The organism is Methylobacterium oxalidis (assembly GCF_007992195.1).
In the GTDB taxonomy this organism is placed as follows: Bacteria; Pseudomonadota; Alphaproteobacteria; order Rhizobiales; family Beijerinckiaceae; genus Methylobacterium; species Methylobacterium oxalidis.
Genome location: NZ_BJZU01000027.1, coordinates 41,533 through 61,461 on the forward strand (window position 1 = coordinate 41,533; position 19,929 = coordinate 61,461).

Here is a 19,929-nt window from a genome sequence, read left to right on the forward strand (position 1 = left end):
GGCCCGGCATCCGAATCCGGCGCTGCCGCCGCCGTCCCGGGCATCTCCCGCGCGCGGCAGCGGCCCACCGCGCCGCCACGGCACGCACCTCGCCTCATGGTTTGACGTCCGGTCCGGGCCGATAATCCGACGAATGTCGAGAAATTCTCGTACTAATCCGGAGGACTAGATAGTAATAGAGTTGTCGTCTTAGGTACAATTTGTGTCTATTCGCTGAGTTAAAAGTTCTTTAACAGCAATTCCAGGCCGAAAGACCGGCGAAATCTGTCCGTCAGCCGACACGTCATCGAAGCACTCGTGCAGACCGCGCGTGTGCTCGCGCCTGCCGTGCGGCCCGGACACTCTTCTGGGAGGCTGTTATGGTTGCTCTCGTCAGGCACGACCTCGAATTCATCCTGCGGCAGATCAAGATCGCGGAGGCGAATTCCGAGGCCCATTCCGGCGCGCAGGCGCAGGCACTCACGCAGATCTACGTGGACGCGAACGGCAACGTCGTCGCCTCCACGGCGCCCGAGGCCGCGCTGGCCATCAGCCACCCGCTCGCGCCCTACGGGCTGCGCACGGTCGACGGCAGCTACAACAACCTGATCGCGGGCCGCGACCAGTGGGGCGCGGCCGACAACCCGTTCCCGCGGATCACCGACCCGTACTGGCGCAACGAGACGGACGACAGCCTCGTGTTCGGGCCCGGCACCGTGCTCACGGACGGGAACTACGGCGAGATGGGGGCTCCCCCCGCCCCGACCCGCGGCCTCGGCGGCGGCACCGTGGTCGACGCCGACCCCCGCATCATCTCGAACCTCATCGTCGACCAGACGCTGAACAACCCGGCCGCCGTCTACGCGGCGCTGATCCACTCGGGCTATTCCGGCGCCGCGCTCAACACGGCGCTCAAGGAGATCATCGCGGCCAAGGAAGCCCTCGACGAGGCGAAGGCCGACGCCGCCGCGGCGGGCCAGCCGATCGCCACGCTTCAGGCCGCGCTCACGGCCGCCCAGCAGGCCGACGCCGCTGCGAAGGCCGCCCTGACCACGGCTCAGTCGGTTGCCGCCGCGGACGCGGCGGCCCACGCGACCGCGCTTCTCGCCGTCACCGCGGCCGAGCAGGCGGTCACCGGGGCGAACGCAGCGCTCGCGGCGCTCCGCACCGACGCCACCGACGATGCGTTGCAGGCCACGGAGATCCAGAACGCCGAGACCGCCGTCGCCGCGGCGCAGGCGAACCTGACCGCGGCGGTCGGCGCGGCCACCCCGCTCGGAACCACGGCCGCCGCCTCGGCGCAGGTTGCCGCCACCGCGGCGACCACCGCCTCGCAGGCCGCCACGAGCCTTGTGGCGGCGCAGCAGGCCCTCTCGCAGGCGCAGAACGCCAGCGGCGCGGCCACGGTCGCGGTCGAGGCCGCGGAGGACGCGCTCGCCGACCTCCTCGCCGAGCACGCCATCACGATGGATGGCCAGTCCGTCGTCATCCCGAACGTCTCGCCGGACGAGGGCCTGTCGGCTCCCTACAACTCCTGGTTCACGCTGTTCGGCCAGTTCTTCGATCACGGCCTCGACCTCGTGACCAAGGGCGGCAACGGCACGATCTACATCCCGCTGCAGCCCGACGACCCGCTCTACGTGCCGGGCTCGCCCACGAACTTCATGGTCCTCACCCGCGCGCCGGAGGGGGCCGACAACCTGACGACGCCGTGGGTCGACCAGAACCAGACCTACACGTCGAGCGCCTCGCACCAGCTCTTCCTGCGCGAGTACGCCATGGTGGACGGCAAGCCGCTCGCCACCGGCAAGCTGCTGGAGGGTGACCGCGGCCTCGCCACCTGGGCGGACGTGAAGGAGCAGGCCCGGATGAAGCTCGGCATCGAGCTCTCCGACACCGACGTCGCGAACATCCCGCTCTTCCGGATGGACGCCTACGGCGAGTTCGTGCGCGGGCCGAACGGACTGCCGCAGATGGTGGTCTCGCTCGGCGCCGACGGGAAGTTCGGCGGCACCGGCGCCGACGCCGACCAGTTCGTCGAGGGCAGCCTCGCGAACCCGATCTCGACCGCCAACGCGGTCCGGACCGGCCACGCCTTCCTCGACGACATCGCGCACGCCGCGGTCCCGGGCACGCTCTACGACCACGACGGCAACCCCGCCACCGCGATGGTCGCGGTCCAGGCGGACGCGGACAGCGTGGCCGGCAACACCATCGGCCTCGACTCCCGCGGCAACAAGGTCGCCTACGACAACGAGCTCCTCGACGCCCACTACATCACGGGCGACGGGCGCGGGAACGAGAATATCGGCCTCTCGGCCGTCCACCACGTGTTCCACTCGGAACACAACCACATGGTGCAGCAGGTCAAGGACATCGCCCTCGCCTCGGGCGACCTCGCCTTCCTCAACGAGTGGCTGCGGGTCGACGTCACCGCGATGCCCACGACGCAGGCCGCCATCGACGCCCTGCAGTGGGACGGCGAGCGCCTGTTCCAGTCGGCGCGCTTCACCACCGAGATGCAGTACCAGCACCTCGTGTTCGAGGAGTTCGCCCGCAAGGTCCAGCCGGACGTCGACGTCTTCGTGTTCAACCCGTCGATCGACATCAACCCGGCGATCTTCGCCGAGTTCGCCCACGTCGTGTACCGGTTCGGCCACTCGATGCTGCGCGAGACCGTCGACCAGATCGACGCGGACGGCGTCAAGGATCCGATGAAGCTGTTCGACGCCTTCCTGAACCCGCTGGCGTTCGGCTCCGAGACGATCGACCACGACACCGCGGCCGGCGCCATCGTGCGCGGCATGACGAGCCAGGTCGGCAACGAGATCGACGAGTTCGTCACCCACGTGCTGCGCAACCAGCTCGTCGGCATCCCGCTCGATCTGGCCGCCCTCAACATCGCCCGCGGCCGCGACACCGGCATCCCGCCGCTCAACATCGCCCGCGCGCAGTTCCGGGACGCCGCCAACGGCGACAGCCAGCTCGACCCCTACACGAGCTGGACCGACTTCGCCCTGAACCTGAAGAACCCGGCCTCGATCGTGAACTTCGTCGCGGCCTACGGCACGCACGCCTCGATCACGGCCGCGACCAACTCGGAAGCGAAGCGCGACGCGGCGATGAAGCTCGTGTTCGGCGACGAGACCCTGACGGGCCCGGCCAAGATCGCGTTCGACGCCGACCGCGCCGCCTTCCTCAACGCCCGGGGCGCCTACGCCAACGACGCGAAGCTCGGCGGCCTCAACGACGTCGACCTCTGGGTCGGCGGCATGGCCGAGAAGAAGATGGCCTTCGGCGGCATGCTGGGCTCGACCTTCTCGTTCATCTTCGAGCTGCAGCTCGAGAACCTCCAGAACGCCGACCGGTTCTACTACCTGTCGCGCGTCCAGGGCCTGAACTTCCTCAACGAGCTGGAGAACAACTCCTTCGCCAAGATGGTGCTCAACAACACCGACCTCGGCGAGACCGGCTACGCGCTGCCCGGCGACATCTTCTCGACGCCGGACCACACGCTCTACATGGACGCCAACGTCCAGGCGAAGTTCGGCTACGCCGATCCGGTGCAGGACGACCCCTTCCTCGAGGCTCTCGGGCCGATGGTGGAGCGCCGCGACGCGGCCGGAAACCTGATCGAGTACCTGAAGAACGCCGACGGCACCTTCGTGCGGGATGCGGCCGGCAAGGTCGTCCCGGTCGATCCCGCCGACAGCGCGGTCGCGAGCTACATCCGCGTCAACACCAACGACCACGTCCTGATCCAGGGCACCAACGGCAACGACCACATCATCGCCGGCGGCGGCGACGACTCGGTCTGGGGCCGGGACGGCGACGACCGGATCGAGGCGGGCTACGGCGTGGACAAGATCCACGGCGGCAAGGGTGACGACATCATCACCAACAGCGGCACCGACATCGGCGAAGTGGACATGTTCCACGGCGAGGAGGGCAACGACGTCATCCACGCCGGCTCCGGCCTCGCCCTCGTGTTCGGCAACCAGGGCCAGGACTTCATCATCACCGGACCGGACGGCAAGGAGGCCTTCGGCGGCACCGGCAACGACTTCATCCTCGGCGGCGAGGGCGCGGACTTCCTGCTCGGCAACGAGGGCGACGACTGGATCGAGGCGGGCAACGGCTTCGACACCACGGCCGGCGACAACTCGGAGCTGTTCTTCAACTCCAGCATCATCGGCCACGACGTGATGTTCGCGGGCGAGAACGAGCACGATTTCGACGCCGAGTCCGGCGACGACATCATGGTTCAGGGCGAGTCCGTCATGCGCAACGAGGGCATGTGGGGCTTCGACTGGGCGATCCACAAGTTCCACAATCAGGGCGCCGACGACGACCTGACGCGGCCGATCTTCACCACCGACCAGCAGGACATCCTGCGCGACCGCTTCGACGCCGTGGAGGCCCTCTCGGGCTGGGACCAGAACGACCTGCTCAAGGGCGACAACCGCGGCGAGCCCGACCCGGCCGCCGAGCCGGAGGTCGGCGAGAACCCGAACCTCGCGGCGGCCGAGAACACCATGGTCAAGCACGAGCTGACCCAGGCGGGCGTCGACCGGATCGCGGGCCTGCGCGCCGTGCTCGGCGACTGGGTCACGGCTCCCACGGCGGGCGACCGCGAGGCGCAGATCGCCTTCGACGACGGCAACATCCTCCTCGGCGGCGGCGGCAGCGACGTCATCGAGGGCCGCGGCGGCAACGACGTCATCGACGGCGACCGCTGGCTCAACGTCCGCATCCTCATCGAGAAGGGCGGCGTGCGCTACACGGCCGACGGCATGGCCAAGAAGGTCTACCTCGAGAGCGACCTCGTGGAGGGCGTGCTCAAGCCCGGCGCGGTGGCGCAGTTCGGCGGCACCACCCTCGACGCGCTGATGCTGAGCCGCACCCTCAATCCGGGCCAGCTCTCCATCGTCCGCGAGGTGGTCAAGGACGACGGCCGCACCCCGGCCGGGACCCTCGACAACGACGTCGCGGTCTACTCGGACGTGGTCGACAACTACTCGTTCGGCCGCAACAGCGACGGCTCGATCCGGGTCTCGCACGACGTGCTCTCGGCCGGGATCGTGATCTCGGACGGCGTCGACAAGCTCTGGAACGTCGAGACGCTGCGCTTCTCGAACGGCAACGGCGGGACGGTGGACTTCTCGGTGCGCCAGCTCGTCAACTTCCCGGCCACCGGCGCGCCGGTGATCGTCGACCCGACCCCGACCAACGGGCAGGTGTCGCCGACCGAGGGCCAGCCCCTGAGCGTCAACACGGCGGGCATCCAGGACGAGAACGGCCTCGGCACCTTCTCGTACCGGTGGGAGCGCTCGACCGACAACGGCGCCACCTGGATCGCCGTCACCGGCGCCGCCGGCGCCGGTGCGACCTTCACACCGAACGAGGGCGTCCTCGGTTTCGGCAGCCAGGTCGGGAACATCCTGCGCGTCGGGGTGACCTTCACGGACGGGGACGGCCACTCGGAGACGCTGTTCTCCGCACCGACGGGCGTCGTCGGCGACCGCTGGGACGCGATCCCGCTCGTGTCGAACACCTTCAACGGCACGACGGGCGACGACATCGCCAACGGCACCAGCGGCTTCTTCGGCCTCGGGGCGAACGACACGCTGAACGGCAACGCGGGCAACGACGTCCTCAACGGGGCGGGCGGCACCGACACCCTGAACGGCGGGGCGGGCGACGACCGCCTCGACGGCGGGGCCGGCACCGACACGGCGGTCTACGCCGGCAACGTCCGGGGCTTCACCTTCGGGCTGAACGGCTCGGGCCAGCTCGTCGTCACCGACCTGTCCGGCGCGGAGGGCGTCGACACGCTCACCACGATCGAGCAGCTGCGCTTCGCCGGCACCACCTACGCCCTGATCAACGGGGCCAACACGGGCACCACGCCGGCCGGCAGCGCCAACGCCGACATCATCCTCGGCCACGGCGGCAACGACACGCTCACCGGCAACGGCGGCAACGACGTGCTCGTGGGCGGGGCCGGCAACGACACCGTCAACGGCGGGGCCGGCAACGACACCCTGCTCTGGCGGGTCGGCGACGGCCGGGACTTCATGGACGGCGGCACCAACACCGACACCGTCCACATCGCGGGAGACAGCTCGGCCGAGACCTTCCGCGTCTACTCCAGAGCCGCAGCCACGGACGCGGGGATCACGGGCCTCAACACCAACACGGAGATCGTGATCACCCGCAACGGCACCAACAACGCCTCGATCATCGCCGAGCTCGACAACATCGAGGAGATCGTCATCACCGGCTTCGGCGGCGGGGATACGTTCACGCCGATCGGCACCTTCGTCGGCACCAGCCTCCTGATGAGCACCATCACCCTCGAGGGCTCGCAGGACGACGACGTGGTCGACATCTCCGGGCTCACCTCGGAGCACCGGGTCGTCTTCCGCACCAACGGCGGCAACGACAGCGTCGTCGGCACGCTGCGCCAGCAGGACGTGATCGAGCTGGCCGAGGGCCTCGCGCCCGACACCTGCGAGACCACGGAGAACGAGGACGGCACCGAGACGGTGTCCGGCGGCGGCCACAGCGTCACCTACGGGACCGACGGCAACCCGGTGGTGCGCGGCGAGACCGAGTGGGAGGACCCGAGCGACGACCACCCCTCGATGTACCACCAGCGCGAGCATTTCGGCAGCGTCAGCCACGACGCGCACAGCGCCGCGGGCGAGGTCTACGCCCTCTACGACGCCGTGCTCGGCCGGGCCTCCGACATGGGCGGACAGGGGTACTGGACGGAGGCGCGCGCCGCCGGACTGTCCCTGCACGACATCGCCGAGCGCTTCCTCGGCTCCGACGAGGGCAAGGGGCACCACGGCGTGGCGGACGACCGCGCCTTCATCGAGGGCCTCTACCACACGGCGCTCGGCCGCGAGGGCGAGGATGCGGGCGTCGACGCCTGGCTCAGTGCCCTCGGGAACGGGATGTCGCGCGCCGACGTGGTGCTCGGCTTCGCCTTCTCGCAGGAGAACCTCGACGGGCTGAAGTCGGTGTTCGAGCACGGCGTGTTCACGGCCGACAAGGACGCGAGCGACGCGGCGCGGCTCTACTACGGCCTCCTCGACCGGGCACCCGATGCAAAGGGCCTCCAGGACTGGGCCGCCGGCATGAAGGCGGGCCTGTCCGACGTCGCCGCCGCCGAGGGCTTCCTCAACTCGGCCGAGTACAAGGCCAAGTACGCGAACCTCTCCAACGAGGACTTCGTGGACTGCCTCTACAAGAACGCGCTCGGCCGCCACGCGGAGGACGAGGGCCTGGAGAGCTGGACCGCGGCCCTCGAGAACGGAGCCTCCCGCGCCTCGGTGGCGGCCGGCATCGCCCTCAGCACGGAAGCCCAGAACTGCCTGCTCTCCCAGATCGAGGACGGCTGGCAGCTCATCTGAGGCGGGCCCGACGGGCCCCGGTGCCGGCCGGACCGGCGCCGGGACCCGACCGGCGCCGGGACCCGACCGGCGAGGCGTCCGACGAAGAACCTGCGAGGCGGGCGGATCATCCGTCCGCCTCGCAGCATTCGTGGGTGTAGGATCACAGCAATTCTCAGAAAAATCGGTACTAGAACCAGGATTTAATACGAGATAGCATTTCGGATTTAGGCAGAAAATACATCTATACTTCGCTTTAACGTCCCTTTAATCCTTTCGATACGTTGAGAACGACGACACCGCCCCCCGCGCAAGCCGTACCGCCTCCCGCTCCGGGAAGGCCCGAGCCGCGGGGGGACATCCCGAACCGTCAGGAGGCTGCCATGGCTTCGATCGAGCAGGACCTTCCGCTGAGCCCCCTCGACGAGAGCGACGAGCGGGCGCCCGGGGCCTTCTTCCTCACGGCCCGCGACCTCGCCGGGCTCAGGAACCTCGTCGAGGGCCGCCGGGCCTACGCGGACGACGACGACACCGACGGCGCCGCCGGCACCCGCGACCTCCTCGGCACGGGCAACAACCACGCCCATCCGGACCGGGGCTCGGCCGAGCAGCCCTTCATCCGGCTGACGGAGGCCCATTACGGGGCGCCCGAGGCCGCCACCGGCAACCGGGCCCTCAACCCCCTCTACGACGGGCTCGACGCGCGGGCGATCAGCAACATCCTCGGGCACCAGGAGGCCGGGCTGCCGAAGGCCGGCAAGGACGCGAACATCTTCTTCATGGCCTTCGGCCAGTACTTCGACCACGGCCTCGACTTCCTGCCCAAGGGCGGCAACGGCACGATCCAGATCGGCGGCCCCGGCTCCGGCCGCGCCCCCGGCACCGACAACCCGGCCGACCTCACCCGCGGCACGGTGAGCGGCACCGACGCCGAGGGCGTGCCGCAGCACCTCAACATGACCTCGCCCTACGTCGACCAGAACCAGGCCTACGGCTCGACCGCCCTCGTCGGCCAGTTCCTGCGGGAGAGCGACGGGGCGCGGGGCTTCGGCGCGAAGCTGCTGGCGGGCGGGATCGACCCGTCCGACCCCGGCTTCCGGCTGCTGCCGACGCTGCGCGAGCTGATCGAGCACCACTGGAACGCCGACACCCTGTTCCGCGCCGGGAGCCTGCCCGGCGGCGCCATGTCGTTCCGCGACTACTACTCGGCCTACGCCCTGCCGAGCGGGGCCACGGGCAGCCTGTTCGACGAGGCGACCGGCGCCTTCGACCCGGACGTGCTCAACGGGCTCGTGTCGAACTTCATGGGCAGCGGGCACCCGCTCCTCCTCGACACCAACCCCTACATGAACCTCCTCGACCACTACGTGGCGGGCGACGGGCGGGCGAACGAGAACGTCTCCCTCACCGCCATGCACACGATCTGGGCGCGCAACCACAATTTCCACGTCGAGACGCTGGAGGCGGCGGGCTTCGCGGGCAGCCCCGAGGCGGTGTTCGAGGCCGCCAAGATGATCAACGAGGCGGAGTACCAGCGCGTCGTCTTCGACGAGTTCGCCGACATGCTGATCGGCGGCATCCGCGGCACGGGCAGCCACGGCCACGCGGGCTACAACCCGGAGGCCGAGGCCAGCATCTCGCACGAGTTCGCCGCCGCCGTGTACCGGGTCGGCCACTCGCTGATCGGCCAGACCCTGACGATCCTCAACCCGGACGGCACCACCCGGGACGTGCCGCTCTTCGACGCCTTCCTCAACCCGACGAACGATCCGGGCGCCTTCGCCGGCCCCCTGCCCCGCGGGTACGTGCCCCAGCCCGGCTTCGAGCAGATCGGCGCCGGCGCCGTCCTCGGCGGCATCGTCGGCCAGGCGGCCGAGGAGGTCGACTTCAACATCGTGGACGCGGTCCGCAACGACCTCGTGCGCATCAACGCGGACCTGTTCGCCTTCAACGTGGCGCGCGGGCGCGACGTCGGCCTCGGCTCCCTGAACCAGGTGCGGATGGACCTCGCGGGCTCGCAGGACCCCTACGTGCGGGAGGCGGTCGACTTCGCCGGCCGCGCGAACCTGACCCCTTACGCCTCCTGGGAGGATTTCCAGGACCGGAACGGCCTCAGCGACGCCGTGATCGCGCAGTTCCGCCAAGCCTACCCGGACCTCGTGCTGCGCGAGCCCGCCGCCCTCGCGGCCTTCGAGGCGGCCAACCCCGACATCGCCCTGCGCGACGGCCCCGACGGCGCCAAGGTCGTCAAGGGCATCGACCGGGTCGACCTCTGGGTCGGGGGCCTCGCCGAGAGGCACGTGAACGACGGCCTCGTCGGCGAGACCTTCTGGGTGGTGCTGCACGAGCAGTTCGACCGCCTGCAGGAGGCGGACCGGTTCTACTATCTCGACCGGTTCGACAACTTCGACTTCTACGAGGATTTCGTCGACGGCCAGAACTTCTCCGACATTGTCGCCCGCAACACGAGCCTCCGGAACCTGCCCGAGCACATCTTCCGCAGCGCCGACGGCGAGGACGACATCCATATCGGCGCGCCGGGCGACGGCGACCCTTACGCGGGCCAGCCGCAGATGCACCACCGCGGGCATTTCGGCGAGGTCAGCCACAAGGTCCACAGCGCCGCGGGCGAGGTCCACCTCCTCTACGACGCCGTGCTCGACCGCGACGGGGACGTGGGCGGCCAGCAATCCTGGACGCAGGCGCGCAAGGACGGGATGTCCCTGCGCGACATGGCGGAGGGCTTCCTCGATTCCGAGGAGGGCCGGGGGCACCACGGCATGGACGACGACCGCGCCTTCGTCGAGGGCCTCTACCGCATCGCGCTCGGCCGCGAGGGCGAGGCGGGCGGGGTCGCCTACTGGACGGACGCGATCGAGGACGGGATGTCGCGCGCCGACGTGGTGCTCGGCTTCGCCTTCTCGCAGGAGAACCTCCAGGATCTCCGCATCGAATTCGAGCACGGCGTGTTCACGGCCGACGCGGACGCGAGCGACGCGGCGCGGCTCTACCACGGCCTCCTCGACCGGGCGCCCGACGCGCGGGGCCTCGACGCCTGGACGGGCGCGATGAAGGCGGGCCTGTCCGACATCGCCGCGGCCGAGCGCTTCCTCGACTCGGCCGAGTACAGGGCCCGGTACGCGAACCTGTCCGACGAGGACTTCGTGGACTGCCTCTACGAGAACGCGCTCGGCCGCCACGCGGAGGAGGCGGGGCTCGCGAGCTGGATGCGGGCTCTCGAGGACGGCGCCTCCCGCGCCGCGGTGGCGGTCGGCATCGCCCTCAGCCCGGAGGCGGAGAACCACCTGATGCCGCGCATCGAGGAGGGCTGGCACCTCGCCTGAGGCCCGCGCCGAGCCCGGCCCCGAGCCTCGCGCGCCGACACGAGACCTGGTCGCGATCCCGTCGCCGCGGGACCGCGATCCCTTCTACCCGAACCCGAACCTGCCCGCTTCTCCCCGCCCCTCTCCCGCGAGCCGTCCGTGCCGACCGACCCTCCGCGCTCCGATCGAGATTCCGGCGATCCACGGGCCGCTCTCCCGTGCCGGGCCCGCCCGCCCGCCGGCCCCGGCCGATGAGCGACCCCGCCACTCTCGACCGCGCCGCCTGCCTCGACGAGCAGATCTCGTTCGCGCTGCGCACCGCCGCCGCCGTCCACGAGGAGCACGGCAACGCGGATGCCGCCGCGTCCCTGCGCGAGCAGGCCCGCCTGCACTCGCTCCGGGCGACGCGGCTGCGGGCGCTCTCCGAGGTCCGCTCCGCGGAAGCCGCGGAGGTGGTCGCCGTCGTGGTCGCCCGGCAAGGTGCCTGAGGCCGGCGCGTGAGGCCGGCGGATCCCGTGCATCTCCCGTGCATCGGGGGCGGACGCGAGGTTTACGCCGGCCGGCCCTGCCGCCATTCTCGCGCGCCGGCGGAGGGCCGGGCACGGGACGGAGCGGATCGCGGATGAGGTGGGTGAGATGGCTGGCGCTCCTGCCCTTCCTCGGCATGCTCGGCGGGCCCTTCGTCCTGAACCGCGTCACGCCCCTCGTCCTCGGGCTGCCGATGCTGCTCGCCTGGCTCGTCTTCTGCGTGCTGATGACCTCGGTCATCATGGGCGTGATCTACCTGTGCGACCCCGAGAACCGGGCGGCGGACCGGGCGGCTGACCCGGCGGACCGGGCCGGCGCCGGGGCGGGGACCGGGGCGGGCACGGGAGACGCCCGATGAGCGTCGCCCTCCTCATCATCGCGGGCGCCTTCGTGGGCGCCCTCCTGCTCGGGATCCGCGCCCGCGCCGGCCGGGAGATGAGCCTGGAGCAGTGGACGGTGGGCGGGCGCGGCTTCGGCACGATGCTCGTCTTCCTGCTGATGGCGGGCGAGATCTACACCACCTTCACGTTCCTCGGCGGCTCGGGCTGGGCCTACGGCAAGGGCGGGCCGGCCTACTACATCCTCTGCTACCTGACGCTTCTCTACGTCGTCTCCTACTGGCTGCTGCCGCCGATCTGGCGCTACGCCAAGGAGCACCGACTGTTCTCGCAGCCCGACTTCTTCGCCGCGAAGTACGGGAGCCCGACGCTGGGCCTCGTGGTGGCCCTCGTCGGCCTCGTCGCCCTCGTCCCCTACCTCGTGCTGCAGCTCAAGGGGCTCGGCATCATCGTCTCGACGGCCTCCTACGGCGCCGTCCCGCCGACGCTCGCGATCCTGCTCGGCGCCGCGGCGGTCACCGCCTACGTCACGGTCTCGGGGGTGCACGGCTCGGCCTGGACCGCGGTGATCAAGGACCTGATGATCCTGTTCGTGGTCCTGTTCCTCGGGATCTACCTGCCCCTGCACTACTACGGCGGGTTCGCCGCGATGTTCGAGGCGATCGAGGCGGCCAAGCCCGGCTTCCTGGCGCTGCCCGAGCGCGGCCAGTCGCCGACCTGGTTCGCCTCGACGACGCTGCTGACGGCGCTCGGCGGCTACATGTGGCCGCACGTCTTCGTGTCGATCTACACGGCGGGCGACGCGCGCTCCTTCCGGCGCAACGCCGTGCTGCTGCCCGTCTACCAGCTCATCCTGCTGTTCGTGCTCATGGTGGGCTTCGCGGCGGTGCTGCAGGTGCCGGGGCTCACGGGGGCGGACGTCGACCTCGCCCTGTTCAAGCTGGCGCTGCAGAGCTTCCCGCCCTGGTTCGTCGGCGTGATCGGCGCCACCGGCGTGCTCACCGCCCTGGTGCCGGGCTCCATGATCCTGATGTCGGGGGCGACGCTCATGGCCAACAACGTGGTGCGCCCCCTGCGCCCGGCCGCCACCGAGGCCGAGACGGCGCGGCTCGCCAAGCTCTGCGTGCCGGTGCTCGCCCTCGTGAGCGTCGGCGTGACGCTGCACGGCGGCGAGACCATCGTGCAGCTCCTGCTGATGGGCTACAACTTCGTGACGCAGCTCCTGCCGGCCCTCGTGGCGAGCCTGATGCGGGCCAACCCCCTCACCGCCCGCGGGGCGCTGGCCGGCATCCTCGTCGGCGTCGCCGCGGTGGCCGCGACGAGCCTCGGCGGCCTGACGCTCGCGGGCCTCTTCCCCTTCCTGCCGGGCCCCGTGCAGGACATCAACGTCGGCTTCGTGGCGCTCGCCCTCAACCTCGCCGCGGCGGGGATCGTGAGCCGCCTCGACAGGCCCCGGCGGGGGTGAGACAATCCCCGCGAAGGCCGGCCCGCGCCCGTGGGGGCGTCGCGGGCGCCGGCCAGCCAGGGAGGGCGGGATGTCGCCGGAACTTCGCGAGTCGCGCGCGGCGCTCATCCTGCTCGCCGTCGCCGTCCTCTCCGTCCTCGGATTCGGGGCCGTGACCCTGCTCAGCCAGATCGGCGGCTGAGGCGCCGGGCACGCGGCCGGTGAAACGGTTGCACGGCCGGCGGCATTGGGACGATGCGCGCCCGCGCAACCCGACCCGAGCCGTTCGAGAGCCGTCTTGACCGAAACGCTATTGCCCGAGCCCGCCTACCGCCCCTCCCGCCGGCACGCGGAGCTGGGGCCGGCCTTCTACGACGTCGTCGCGCCGGCCCGCTTCCCGCAGGCGATCCTGCGCTACCGCAACCGGGACTGGGCCGGACGGGTCGGCCTCGGCGGCCTCTCGGAGGCGGACTGGATCCGGCATTTCGGCCGGTTCGAGCCCCTGCCCGGCAGCTTCCCGGAGCCGCTGGCGCTGCGCTACCACGGCCACCAGTTCCGCGCCTACAACCCGGATCTCGGGGACGGGCGCGGCTTCCTCTTCGCGCAGCTCCACGACCGCGCCGACGGGCGCCTGCTCGACCTCGGCACCAAGGGCAGCGGGCAGACCCCCTTCTCCCGCGGGGCGGACGGGCGCCTGACCCTGAAGGGCGGCGTGCGCGAGGTGCTGGCCACCGCCATGCTGGAGGCGCTCGGCGTCGAGACCTCGAAATCCTTCAGCCTGATCGAGACCGGCGAGGCGCTGGAGCGGGGCGACGAGCCCTCGCCCGCCCGCTCCGCCGTGCTGGTGCGGCTCAGCCACTCCCACATCCGCATCGGCAGCTTCCAGCGGCTGCTCGCCCTCGACGAGCCCGACTCCATCGCCCGCCTCATCGACCATTGCGTGGCGGCCTACATGCCCGAGATCCGCGAGACGGGCCGGACCGACCGGGCGGTGGCCTTCCTGGAGGCGGTGAGCCGGCGCGTCGCCCGCACGGGCGCGCAGTGGATGGCGGCGGGCTTCGTGCACGGGGTGCTCAACACCGACAACATCAACGTCACCGGCGAGAGCTTCGACTACGGCCCCTGGCGCTTCCTGCCGCATTTCGACCCGCACTTCACGGCGGCCTACTTCGACACGGCGGGCCTCTACAGCTTCGGGCGCCAGCCCGAGGCCCTGTTCTGGAACCTCGGCCGGCTCGCCGACTGCCTGCTGCCGCTGGCCGAGCAGCCGCGCCTCGAGGCGGTGCTGAAGGGATTCGGGCCGCACCTGCAGGACGCCTTCGCGGCGGCGCTCTTCGCCCGCTTCGGCCTCGCCCCGGCGGACGAGGAACCGACGCACCGCTTCGTCGGCGCCTTCTGGCGCTTCCTCGCCGACAGCCACGCGCCCTTCGAGCGCGTCTTCTTCGACTGGTACGGCGGCCTCGCGAGCCGCGCCCGGGCGGCGCGCAGCCCCGTGGCGGAGCTCTACGGGGGCGAGACCTTCGCGCCGGTGCTCGACGCCCTCGAGGCCCTGGAGGCGGCCGAGCCGCGCCGCCTCGACCATCCCTACTTCGCGCAGGCGCACCCCTGCACGATGCTGATCGACGAGGTCGAGGCGCTCTGGGCGCCGATCGCGGAGCGGGACGACTGGTCGGCCTTCGAGGCCAAACTCGGGGAGATCGCCCGGATGGCAGAGGCCTTCGGGACGGCGACGGGACGGGCGACGGCCTGAGATCCGGGCACCCGGGACGGCGGGCGCCTACCGGTCCGCCCCCTCGCCCCGCCCCCGCTCCTCCGCCTCTCTCTCGGCCTCCGCCGCCCGCCCCCGCGCGATGCCGGCGTCGATGGCGCGGCGGGCGAGCCGCAGGCCGAGCCAGAACAGGAGGGCGCAGACCGCGAGCGCCGCGAGGATCTTGAGAGGCTGCATCGGAGCGGGTCTACAGCATGGTCCGCGGCCGCGGTCGCCGGCTCGGCGCGACAGACCGGTTCCGCGCGCGAGACCGCGGCATCCTCAGATGGTCCGGCACGCCGGGGGCGCCCTCACGCCCCCGGGCCGGACGGGGGCAGGCCCCGCTCCGGCGTCGGCACCGCGCCGAGGCCGGACGGGTCGCCGGGCGCGGCGGCGCCGAGGCGGCGCAGCAGGGCCTCGTAGGTCTGCGCGGCGGGCGAGCCCGGCTGGCGCTCGTTCGTGCTGTCGAGGAGGGCGCGGAGATCCGCGGCGAGCCGCGCCCTCGCCTCGCTCCCGCCGGGGCTCGCCTCGAACAGGTGGCCGAGGGCGGTCTCGAAGGCGCCCACGAGCACCCGCAGCCGCTCGACCTCGTCCCGGATGTCAGCCTCCACGGTCCCCTCCCGATCCCCGTCGAATCCGCGTCCGGAGGCCAACGCGGCGGCGCGGGGCGCGGTTCTCCAGCCCGTCAGCCGAGCTTCGGCGGCGCGTCGGCGGTGACGGCGCCGACCGGGCGCCAGACGTTGCGGGAAAGCCCGAGGCGCTCGCCCCGGTCGAGAACCCACCAGGCGAGCCGGGTGCGCCAGCGGGCGAGCCCGAGGATCGACCACAGGTCGAGGCCGGGCACCGGCAGGAACGGGTTGTGCCGGTCGTAGGCCCAGACCTCGATGCGCACGGCGGGGCGGAGCGAGGGCCCGCGGGCGTGGAAGCCGACCGTGTCGCCGACCACCAGGGTGTTGCCGGGCACCGCGAAGGCGACGGGCTCGCCGTAGCCGAGGCGCTTCAGCTGGTCCCGGCTCGCCCGGAAGGAGCCGCGCCCCGTGAGCCGGTCGGGGTCGCGGGCGGCGCCGCGGGCGAGGCGGCGCTCCCAGGCGAGGCGGCGCTTGGTCGGGCGGTGCGAGCCCGGCACGTAGGTGAAGGGCCCCTCGTCCGCCGCCACGTCGGTGAGGAAGAGCCAGGCCTTCATGGTCGGGTGGAAGGTGTCGATGTGGAAGTTCGTCTGCGGGTCGGGCGGCCCCTCGGCCACGTGCGAGAGGATCGCCTGCACGGTGATCACGGGCTCGCAGTCGAAGCTCGAGACGTAGCGCAGCAGGCCCTGCCACTCGGGCAGGGCGAGGAGGCGCGCCATCGCCGGCATCCGCCGCAGCGTGGCCGGGTCGAGGGGGATGCGGCGGGTGACCGTGTCGCCCTGAAGCTGCTCGCGGGCCTCCACGGCGACGGCGCGCACCTCCGCGCGGACCGCGGCGTAGAGGTCGGCGGGCATGAAGTCGCGCTTGGCGATGAAGCCGTCGCGGGCGAAGGCGGCCCGGTCCCCGGCCGGAACGAGGTGCGCGAGGCGGCGCCGGCGGCGGTCCGCCATGGCGTGGGCGAGGCGCACGCGCGCCGTGTGAAGGCCGAGGCGGTTCAGCCGCTCCGAGCCGAGGATCGGATTGTCCACGAAGGACTTGGCGCCGGTGGCCAGCGCGGCGAGCCAGAGGGGGGCCCGCAGCACGGCGCCGAGGGCGGGCACGGCGCGGGCGAGGGGACGGGAGTTGGAGGCGGGGATCATCGGAACACGAATCCTCTGCCCGGTGCGGGCCTTCGCGCAGGATGGAAGCGATGCAATCTTCAGTTGCAGTAAACTCAGTGGCAATTGTGCGAAAAGGAAGGCTCCGGCCCGCCCCGTCCGCGCGCCTTCCCGGCCGCCCCCGCCTGGGCTGCGCCGGGGCCCGCGCGCCCCTATCTGTCGGGGCGGACAGACCCGCCGAGAGAGCCTAGAGCGAACCCTTGAGCCAGCGCGAGACCTTCCACATCGAGATCCTCGGCCCCGACGACGCGGAGGTGCAGACCCGCGTCTCCGTGCGCACGAGCGACCTCGCGGGGGCGCGGGAGCGGGCGCTGCGCCTGTTCGCCCGGGCGCGGGTGCCCCAGCGCGGCGGCGAGCCGGCGGAGGCGGTGCGGGTGATCGACGGGGCGGGGCGCGAGGTGTTCCGCTGGAGCCGGTTCGACGCGCGGGAATAGCCGCTCGACGGGCGGATCACTCGATCACGGCGGGTCACTCGATCACGAGGAGGCCGCGCGTCCGCTCCCCGTCGCGGGTGTCCACCGCCGCCTGGAGGCGCGCGCGCTCGACGAGCCAGGGCCCGTAGGCGCGGTTGACGTCGAGGACGAGCACGAGATCCTCCGCCTCGAGATAGCCCCCGACCGGGGCGTGGTGGCCCGCGCCCACGCCGAAGATGCGCGCCCTGTCGAAATTGACGACGACCCGGCGGGACGGGTCGTTCGCGCCGCGCAGCGCCTCCCGGAACGCCTCCGGCGTCAGGTCGCGCAGCACGCGCACCGGCCGCCGCGTGCGCGTGCGCGCCACCCCGGCGAGTTCGTCGAGGGTCAGGCCGAGGATGCAGAAGCCCGTGCGGCAGAGCCCGGTCCCCGCCAGGACCGTCGCCTCCGTCGCGGCCGGCTCGTCGAGGGAGCGGAGCAGGTTGGCGAGGCTCGCGGGTCCGCACAGGGACAGGTTGGACTGCCAGACGAGGTCCCGCGGGTAGCGCGCCGCGACGGGCAGCCGGCGCGCCCGCTCGAAGCTCGGGCCGGAGCGCGTCACGGCCGCGTCGATCTGCGCCTGCGTCGGCGTCGCGGGGGCGAGACGGAGGCCCGCGAGGCCCAGGGCGGCCGCCAGGGCGGCAGCGGCGGCGGCGGCGAAGATGCGCCTCATCGCGAGACCCCGTGCGAGAGAACCCCCTGTCGGCGCGCCGGCCTCGAGCGCGCCCCGCGATCAGACGCCCCCGGCGCCGCCCGTTCAAGCCGGCCTGTTCGGGAGGGCTCGGGCGACCGGGCTCGCGATCGGGCCCGGGCATGGACGCGCGGCGCCGCGCCCTATCTTCCGGGGCATCGCGTCCCGGTCCCCCCGCCATGCGCCTCGCCCTCGTCCTCGTCGGAGCCGTCCTGCTGTTCTGCGCCCTGTTCGTGCGCAGCTACACCGTGCCGCCCGCCCCCGACCGGCGGGGCTACACCGCGGTGTCGCTCGCCCCGCCGAATCGGCCGCTCTTCGGCAGCCCGCGGACCGACTGCCTCGGCTCGCCGGACTCCGAGCCCGTGATCGGCTGCCTGGTCGCCTCGGTGAACCGGGCGCGCAGAGAGGCGGTCCCGCTCCTCGTCCTCGCCTTCTCGCCGACCTGCTACGACCTCTCGCAGCGCGTCGCCCTGATCGGCCGGGACGGGGCCGCCGCCGAGGCGCGGCTCGCGCAGATCGCCCGCTTCGGCTGGTGAGGCCGCGCGGCGGCCGGCCGCGGCCCGGATCGGTCCCATCCCGGGGCGCGTTGACCCGGCAGCACGCTCCGGACGTTCCCGACAACCTGGCGCGGCAACCTGGGACGACCGCGATGACCTTGAGATCCGAGACCCCGCCCCCGCCCGCCGACCTCAAGGCCCCGGCCACGCCCCGGTCCGAGCGGCCGACCACGGCCCAGCTCAAGGCCGACATCGACAGCGGCCGCACGGGCGACAAGGTCGAGCACTACGACCCCGGCCTGTCCCAGCTCGGCACCGACGACGAGGCCGCCGGCCGGCCGAACGGGCCGGACCGCATCGCGGCGGCCCGTCAGCAGGAGGCCGCCGCGCCGCACGTGCGGGCGGCGGCGGATCCGCAGGGCGCGCGGCCCTGGGTGCTGCCGGCCTTCGCGGGCTTCATCGTCCTCGCGGCCGTCGCGGTCGGGCTCGCCCTCTGGCTGCTGCGGTAGGCCGGCCCTAAACCGCCTCGTCGTCGAGGCAGAAGCGGCTCGCCGGCCAGGCGTAGCGGCCCAGCGCCGCCGCGAGGGCCGAGAGCGGCGCGGAGCGGCGCCGGCCGGCCACCGTGACGAGGCAGACCTCCCGGGCGACGGCGGGCTCCACCACCGGCAGCAGCGCGAGGCCCGGCTGCGTCGCGGAGAACTCGGGCAGGAAGCACACCCCCATCCCGGCCGCCACCATGCTCTGGATCCAGTCCTCCCGCTCGCTGCGGTGGGAGCGCAGGATCTCGGTGCCCTGCGCGCGCAGGATCTCGGCGAGCAGGTCGCGGAACTCGCAGTTGATCCGCTGCAGGTAGATCTGCCCGGCGAGGTCGTGCATCCGGATCGCGTTGCGGCAGGCGAAGGCGTGGGCCGGCCCGCAGGCGAGCATGAAGCGCTCCGCGTAGAGCGGGCTCGCCCGCAGCGGCTCGGGGAAGCCGCGCGGATCGGCCATGATCGCCACGTCGAGCTCGCCCCCGAGCAGCATCTCGGTGAGGCGCGCCGGCACGCCCTCGACGAGGGTCAGCTCGATGCCCGGATGGTGGACGCGGAAGTGGTTGAGGAAGCCGACGAAGCGCAGCGGCCCGATCGTGCACATGACGCCGAGGCGCAGCTCGGCCCCTTCGAGGCGCAGGAAGCGCGAGGCCGCGCGCTTGGCGCGCTCGCGCCGCTCGATCATCTCGCTGAATTCCGGCTCCAGCAGGCGGCCGAGATCGGTCAGGTGCACGCGGCCGCGCTCGCGCGAGACCAGGAGCCCGCCGAGCTCGTCCTCCAGCTTCTGGATCGCCCGGGTGAGCGCGGGCTGCGTCACGCAGCACTGCTCGGCGGCCTTCGTGAAGCTGCCGAGGCGGCCGACCGCCAGGAAGTAGCGGATCTCGTGGAGCTCCATCGGCGGCTCCGGCCTCGCGGTCCCGCCGGACGCTTCGAACGGGACGCTTCGGGCCCGACGCCCGGGGCCGGTCGCCCGGCGCGGCCGTGGGACACCGGCCGGCCATTGTCTCGACAACGGGGCCGCCGTCCAGGGGCGGCGGTCGTCGGTACGCTACGGGCTCAGCCGGGGCGGCCCGGATTCCGTCGGGCGAGCAGCCGGTCGAGCTCGCGCAGGACCGCGCATTTGGCGCGGCGTTCGTTGGAGCGCTTCATGGGAAACCCCATCCGCCGCCCGCGTCGCGTCGCGGCCGGGCCGGCGCGAAGAAGAGGCGGTATCTCAA

General features: G+C 72.2%; 14 protein-coding genes and 1 pseudogene. 10 read left to right on the forward strand and 5 right to left on the reverse strand.

Going from position 1 to position 19,929, the window contains the following annotated elements:
- Positions 1 to 359 precede the first annotated feature (359 nt).
- The 7 genes and pseudogenes from MOX02_RS08155 to MOX02_RS08180 all read left to right on the forward strand — a co-directional run bounded on the left by MOX02_RS08155 (position 360) and on the right by MOX02_RS08180 (position 14,762).
- Positions 360 to 7,400 (forward strand): peroxidase family protein, encoded by a 7,041-nt coding sequence (locus MOX02_RS08155; RefSeq protein ID WP_147025310.1) that lies wholly within the window; start codon positions 360 to 362, stop codon positions 7,398 to 7,400.
- 413 nt (positions 7,401 to 7,813) lie between these two features.
- Positions 7,814 to 9,931, forward strand: a pseudogene (locus tag MOX02_RS08160) (peroxidase family protein); the annotation flags it as partial.
- Between the two features lie 21 nt (positions 9,932 to 9,952).
- Entirely contained in the window at positions 9,953 to 10,723 is a 771-nt protein-coding gene (locus MOX02_RS33130; protein WP_238179737.1) for a DUF4214 domain-containing protein, read from the forward strand.
- A 230-nt stretch (positions 10,724 to 10,953) separates the two neighbouring features.
- Entirely contained in the window at positions 10,954 to 11,190 is a 237-nt protein-coding gene (locus MOX02_RS08165; RefSeq protein ID WP_147025312.1) for a hypothetical protein, read from the forward strand.
- A gap of 134 nt (positions 11,191 to 11,324) precedes the next feature.
- On the forward strand, positions 11,325 to 11,588 hold the full coding sequence (locus MOX02_RS08170; protein ID WP_147025313.1) for a DUF3311 domain-containing protein: 264 nt from the start codon (positions 11,325 to 11,327) through the stop codon (positions 11,586 to 11,588).
- Positions 11,585 to 13,033, forward strand: a complete 1,449-nt coding sequence (locus MOX02_RS08175; RefSeq protein WP_147025314.1) for a sodium:solute symporter family protein — start codon at positions 11,585 to 11,587, stop codon at positions 13,031 to 13,033. The genes MOX02_RS08170 and MOX02_RS08175 overlap by 4 nt, the downstream gene beginning before the upstream one ends.
- Positions 13,034 to 13,310: 277 nt before the next feature.
- Complete coding sequence (locus MOX02_RS08180; protein ID WP_373866725.1) at positions 13,311 to 14,762, forward strand: protein adenylyltransferase SelO; 1,452 nt, start codon at positions 13,311 to 13,313, stop codon at positions 14,760 to 14,762.
- 27 nt (positions 14,763 to 14,789) lie between these two features.
- On the opposite strand, the gene MOX02_RS31085 is transcribed toward MOX02_RS08180, so the two are convergent.
- From MOX02_RS31085 to MOX02_RS08190, 3 genes are all read right to left on the reverse strand, one after another.
- Positions 14,790 to 14,957, reverse strand: a complete 168-nt coding sequence (locus MOX02_RS31085) for a hypothetical protein (protein WP_170267733.1) — start codon at positions 14,955 to 14,957, stop codon at positions 14,790 to 14,792.
- 113 nt (positions 14,958 to 15,070) lie between these two features.
- Positions 15,071 to 15,370 (reverse strand): heme oxygenase-like domain-containing protein, encoded by a 300-nt coding sequence (locus MOX02_RS08185; RefSeq protein ID WP_238179723.1) that lies wholly within the window; start codon positions 15,368 to 15,370, stop codon positions 15,071 to 15,073.
- A gap of 74 nt (positions 15,371 to 15,444) precedes the next feature.
- The gene (locus tag MOX02_RS08190) at positions 15,445 to 16,524 is read right to left on the reverse strand and encodes a phytanoyl-CoA dioxygenase family protein (protein ID WP_147025315.1); all 1,080 of its coding nucleotides are present in this window, start codon (positions 16,522 to 16,524) and stop codon (positions 15,445 to 15,447) included.
- A 218-nt stretch (positions 16,525 to 16,742) separates the two neighbouring features.
- Here MOX02_RS08190 and MOX02_RS08195 point away from each other — a divergent pair, with 218 nt between their 5' ends.
- Entirely contained in the window at positions 16,743 to 16,976 is a 234-nt protein-coding gene (locus MOX02_RS08195) for a hypothetical protein (RefSeq protein ID WP_147025316.1), read from the forward strand.
- A 34-nt stretch (positions 16,977 to 17,010) separates the two neighbouring features.
- Here MOX02_RS08195 and MOX02_RS08200 read toward each other — a convergent pair whose 3' ends face one another.
- On the reverse strand, positions 17,011 to 17,667 hold the full coding sequence (locus MOX02_RS08200) for a phytochelatin synthase family protein (RefSeq protein ID WP_147025317.1): 657 nt from the start codon (positions 17,665 to 17,667) through the stop codon (positions 17,011 to 17,013).
- A gap of 197 nt (positions 17,668 to 17,864) precedes the next feature.
- On the opposite strand from MOX02_RS08200, the gene MOX02_RS08205 reads away from it, so the two are divergent.
- Both MOX02_RS08205 and MOX02_RS08210 read left to right on the forward strand, forming a co-directional pair.
- On the forward strand, positions 17,865 to 18,221 hold the full coding sequence (locus tag MOX02_RS08205; RefSeq protein ID WP_147025318.1) for a hypothetical protein: 357 nt from the start codon (positions 17,865 to 17,867) through the stop codon (positions 18,219 to 18,221).
- A 113-nt stretch (positions 18,222 to 18,334) separates the two neighbouring features.
- Entirely contained in the window at positions 18,335 to 18,691 is a 357-nt protein-coding gene (locus MOX02_RS08210; RefSeq protein WP_147025319.1) for a hypothetical protein, read from the forward strand.
- 7 nt (positions 18,692 to 18,698) lie between these two features.
- Here MOX02_RS08210 and MOX02_RS08215 read toward each other — a convergent pair whose 3' ends face one another.
- Positions 18,699 to 19,607: a LysR family transcriptional regulator gene (locus MOX02_RS08215; protein WP_147025320.1), complete on the reverse strand. Its 909-nt coding sequence runs from the start codon at positions 19,605 to 19,607 to the stop codon at positions 18,699 to 18,701.
- Positions 19,608 to 19,929: the final 322 nt, after the last annotated feature.

Excerpts from the sequence above, each read along its gene's own strand:
- MOX02_RS08165 (WP_147025312.1), top strand. The coding sequence starts at position 10,954 with ATGAGCGACCCCGCCACTCTCGACCGCGCCGCCTGCCTCGACGAGCAG.
- MOX02_RS08205 (WP_147025318.1), top strand. The coding sequence starts at position 17,865 with ATGCGCCTCGCCCTCGTCCTCGTCGGAGCCGTCCTGCTGTTCTGCGCC.
- MOX02_RS08155 (WP_147025310.1), top strand. The coding sequence starts at position 360 with ATGGTTGCTCTCGTCAGGCACGACCTCGAATTCATCCTGCGGCAGATC.
- MOX02_RS08170 (WP_147025313.1), top strand. The coding sequence starts at position 11,325 with ATGAGGTGGGTGAGATGGCTGGCGCTCCTGCCCTTCCTCGGCATGCTC.
- MOX02_RS08210 (WP_147025319.1), top strand. The coding sequence starts at position 18,335 with ATGACCTTGAGATCCGAGACCCCGCCCCCGCCCGCCGACCTCAAGGCC.
- MOX02_RS33130 (WP_238179737.1), top strand. The coding sequence starts at position 9,953 with ATGCACCACCGCGGGCATTTCGGCGAGGTCAGCCACAAGGTCCACAGC.
- MOX02_RS31085 (WP_170267733.1), bottom strand. The coding sequence starts at position 14,957 with ATGCAGCCTCTCAAGATCCTCGCGGCGCTCGCGGTCTGCGCCCTCCTG.
- MOX02_RS08175 (WP_147025314.1), top strand. The coding sequence starts at position 11,585 with ATGAGCGTCGCCCTCCTCATCATCGCGGGCGCCTTCGTGGGCGCCCTC.
- MOX02_RS08190 (WP_147025315.1), bottom strand. The coding sequence starts at position 16,524 with ATGATCCCCGCCTCCAACTCCCGTCCCCTCGCCCGCGCCGTGCCCGCC.
- MOX02_RS08215 (WP_147025320.1), bottom strand. The coding sequence starts at position 19,607 with ATGGAGCTCCACGAGATCCGCTACTTCCTGGCGGTCGGCCGCCTCGGC.
- MOX02_RS08200 (WP_147025317.1), bottom strand. The coding sequence starts at position 17,667 with ATGAGGCGCATCTTCGCCGCCGCCGCCGCTGCCGCCCTGGCGGCCGCC.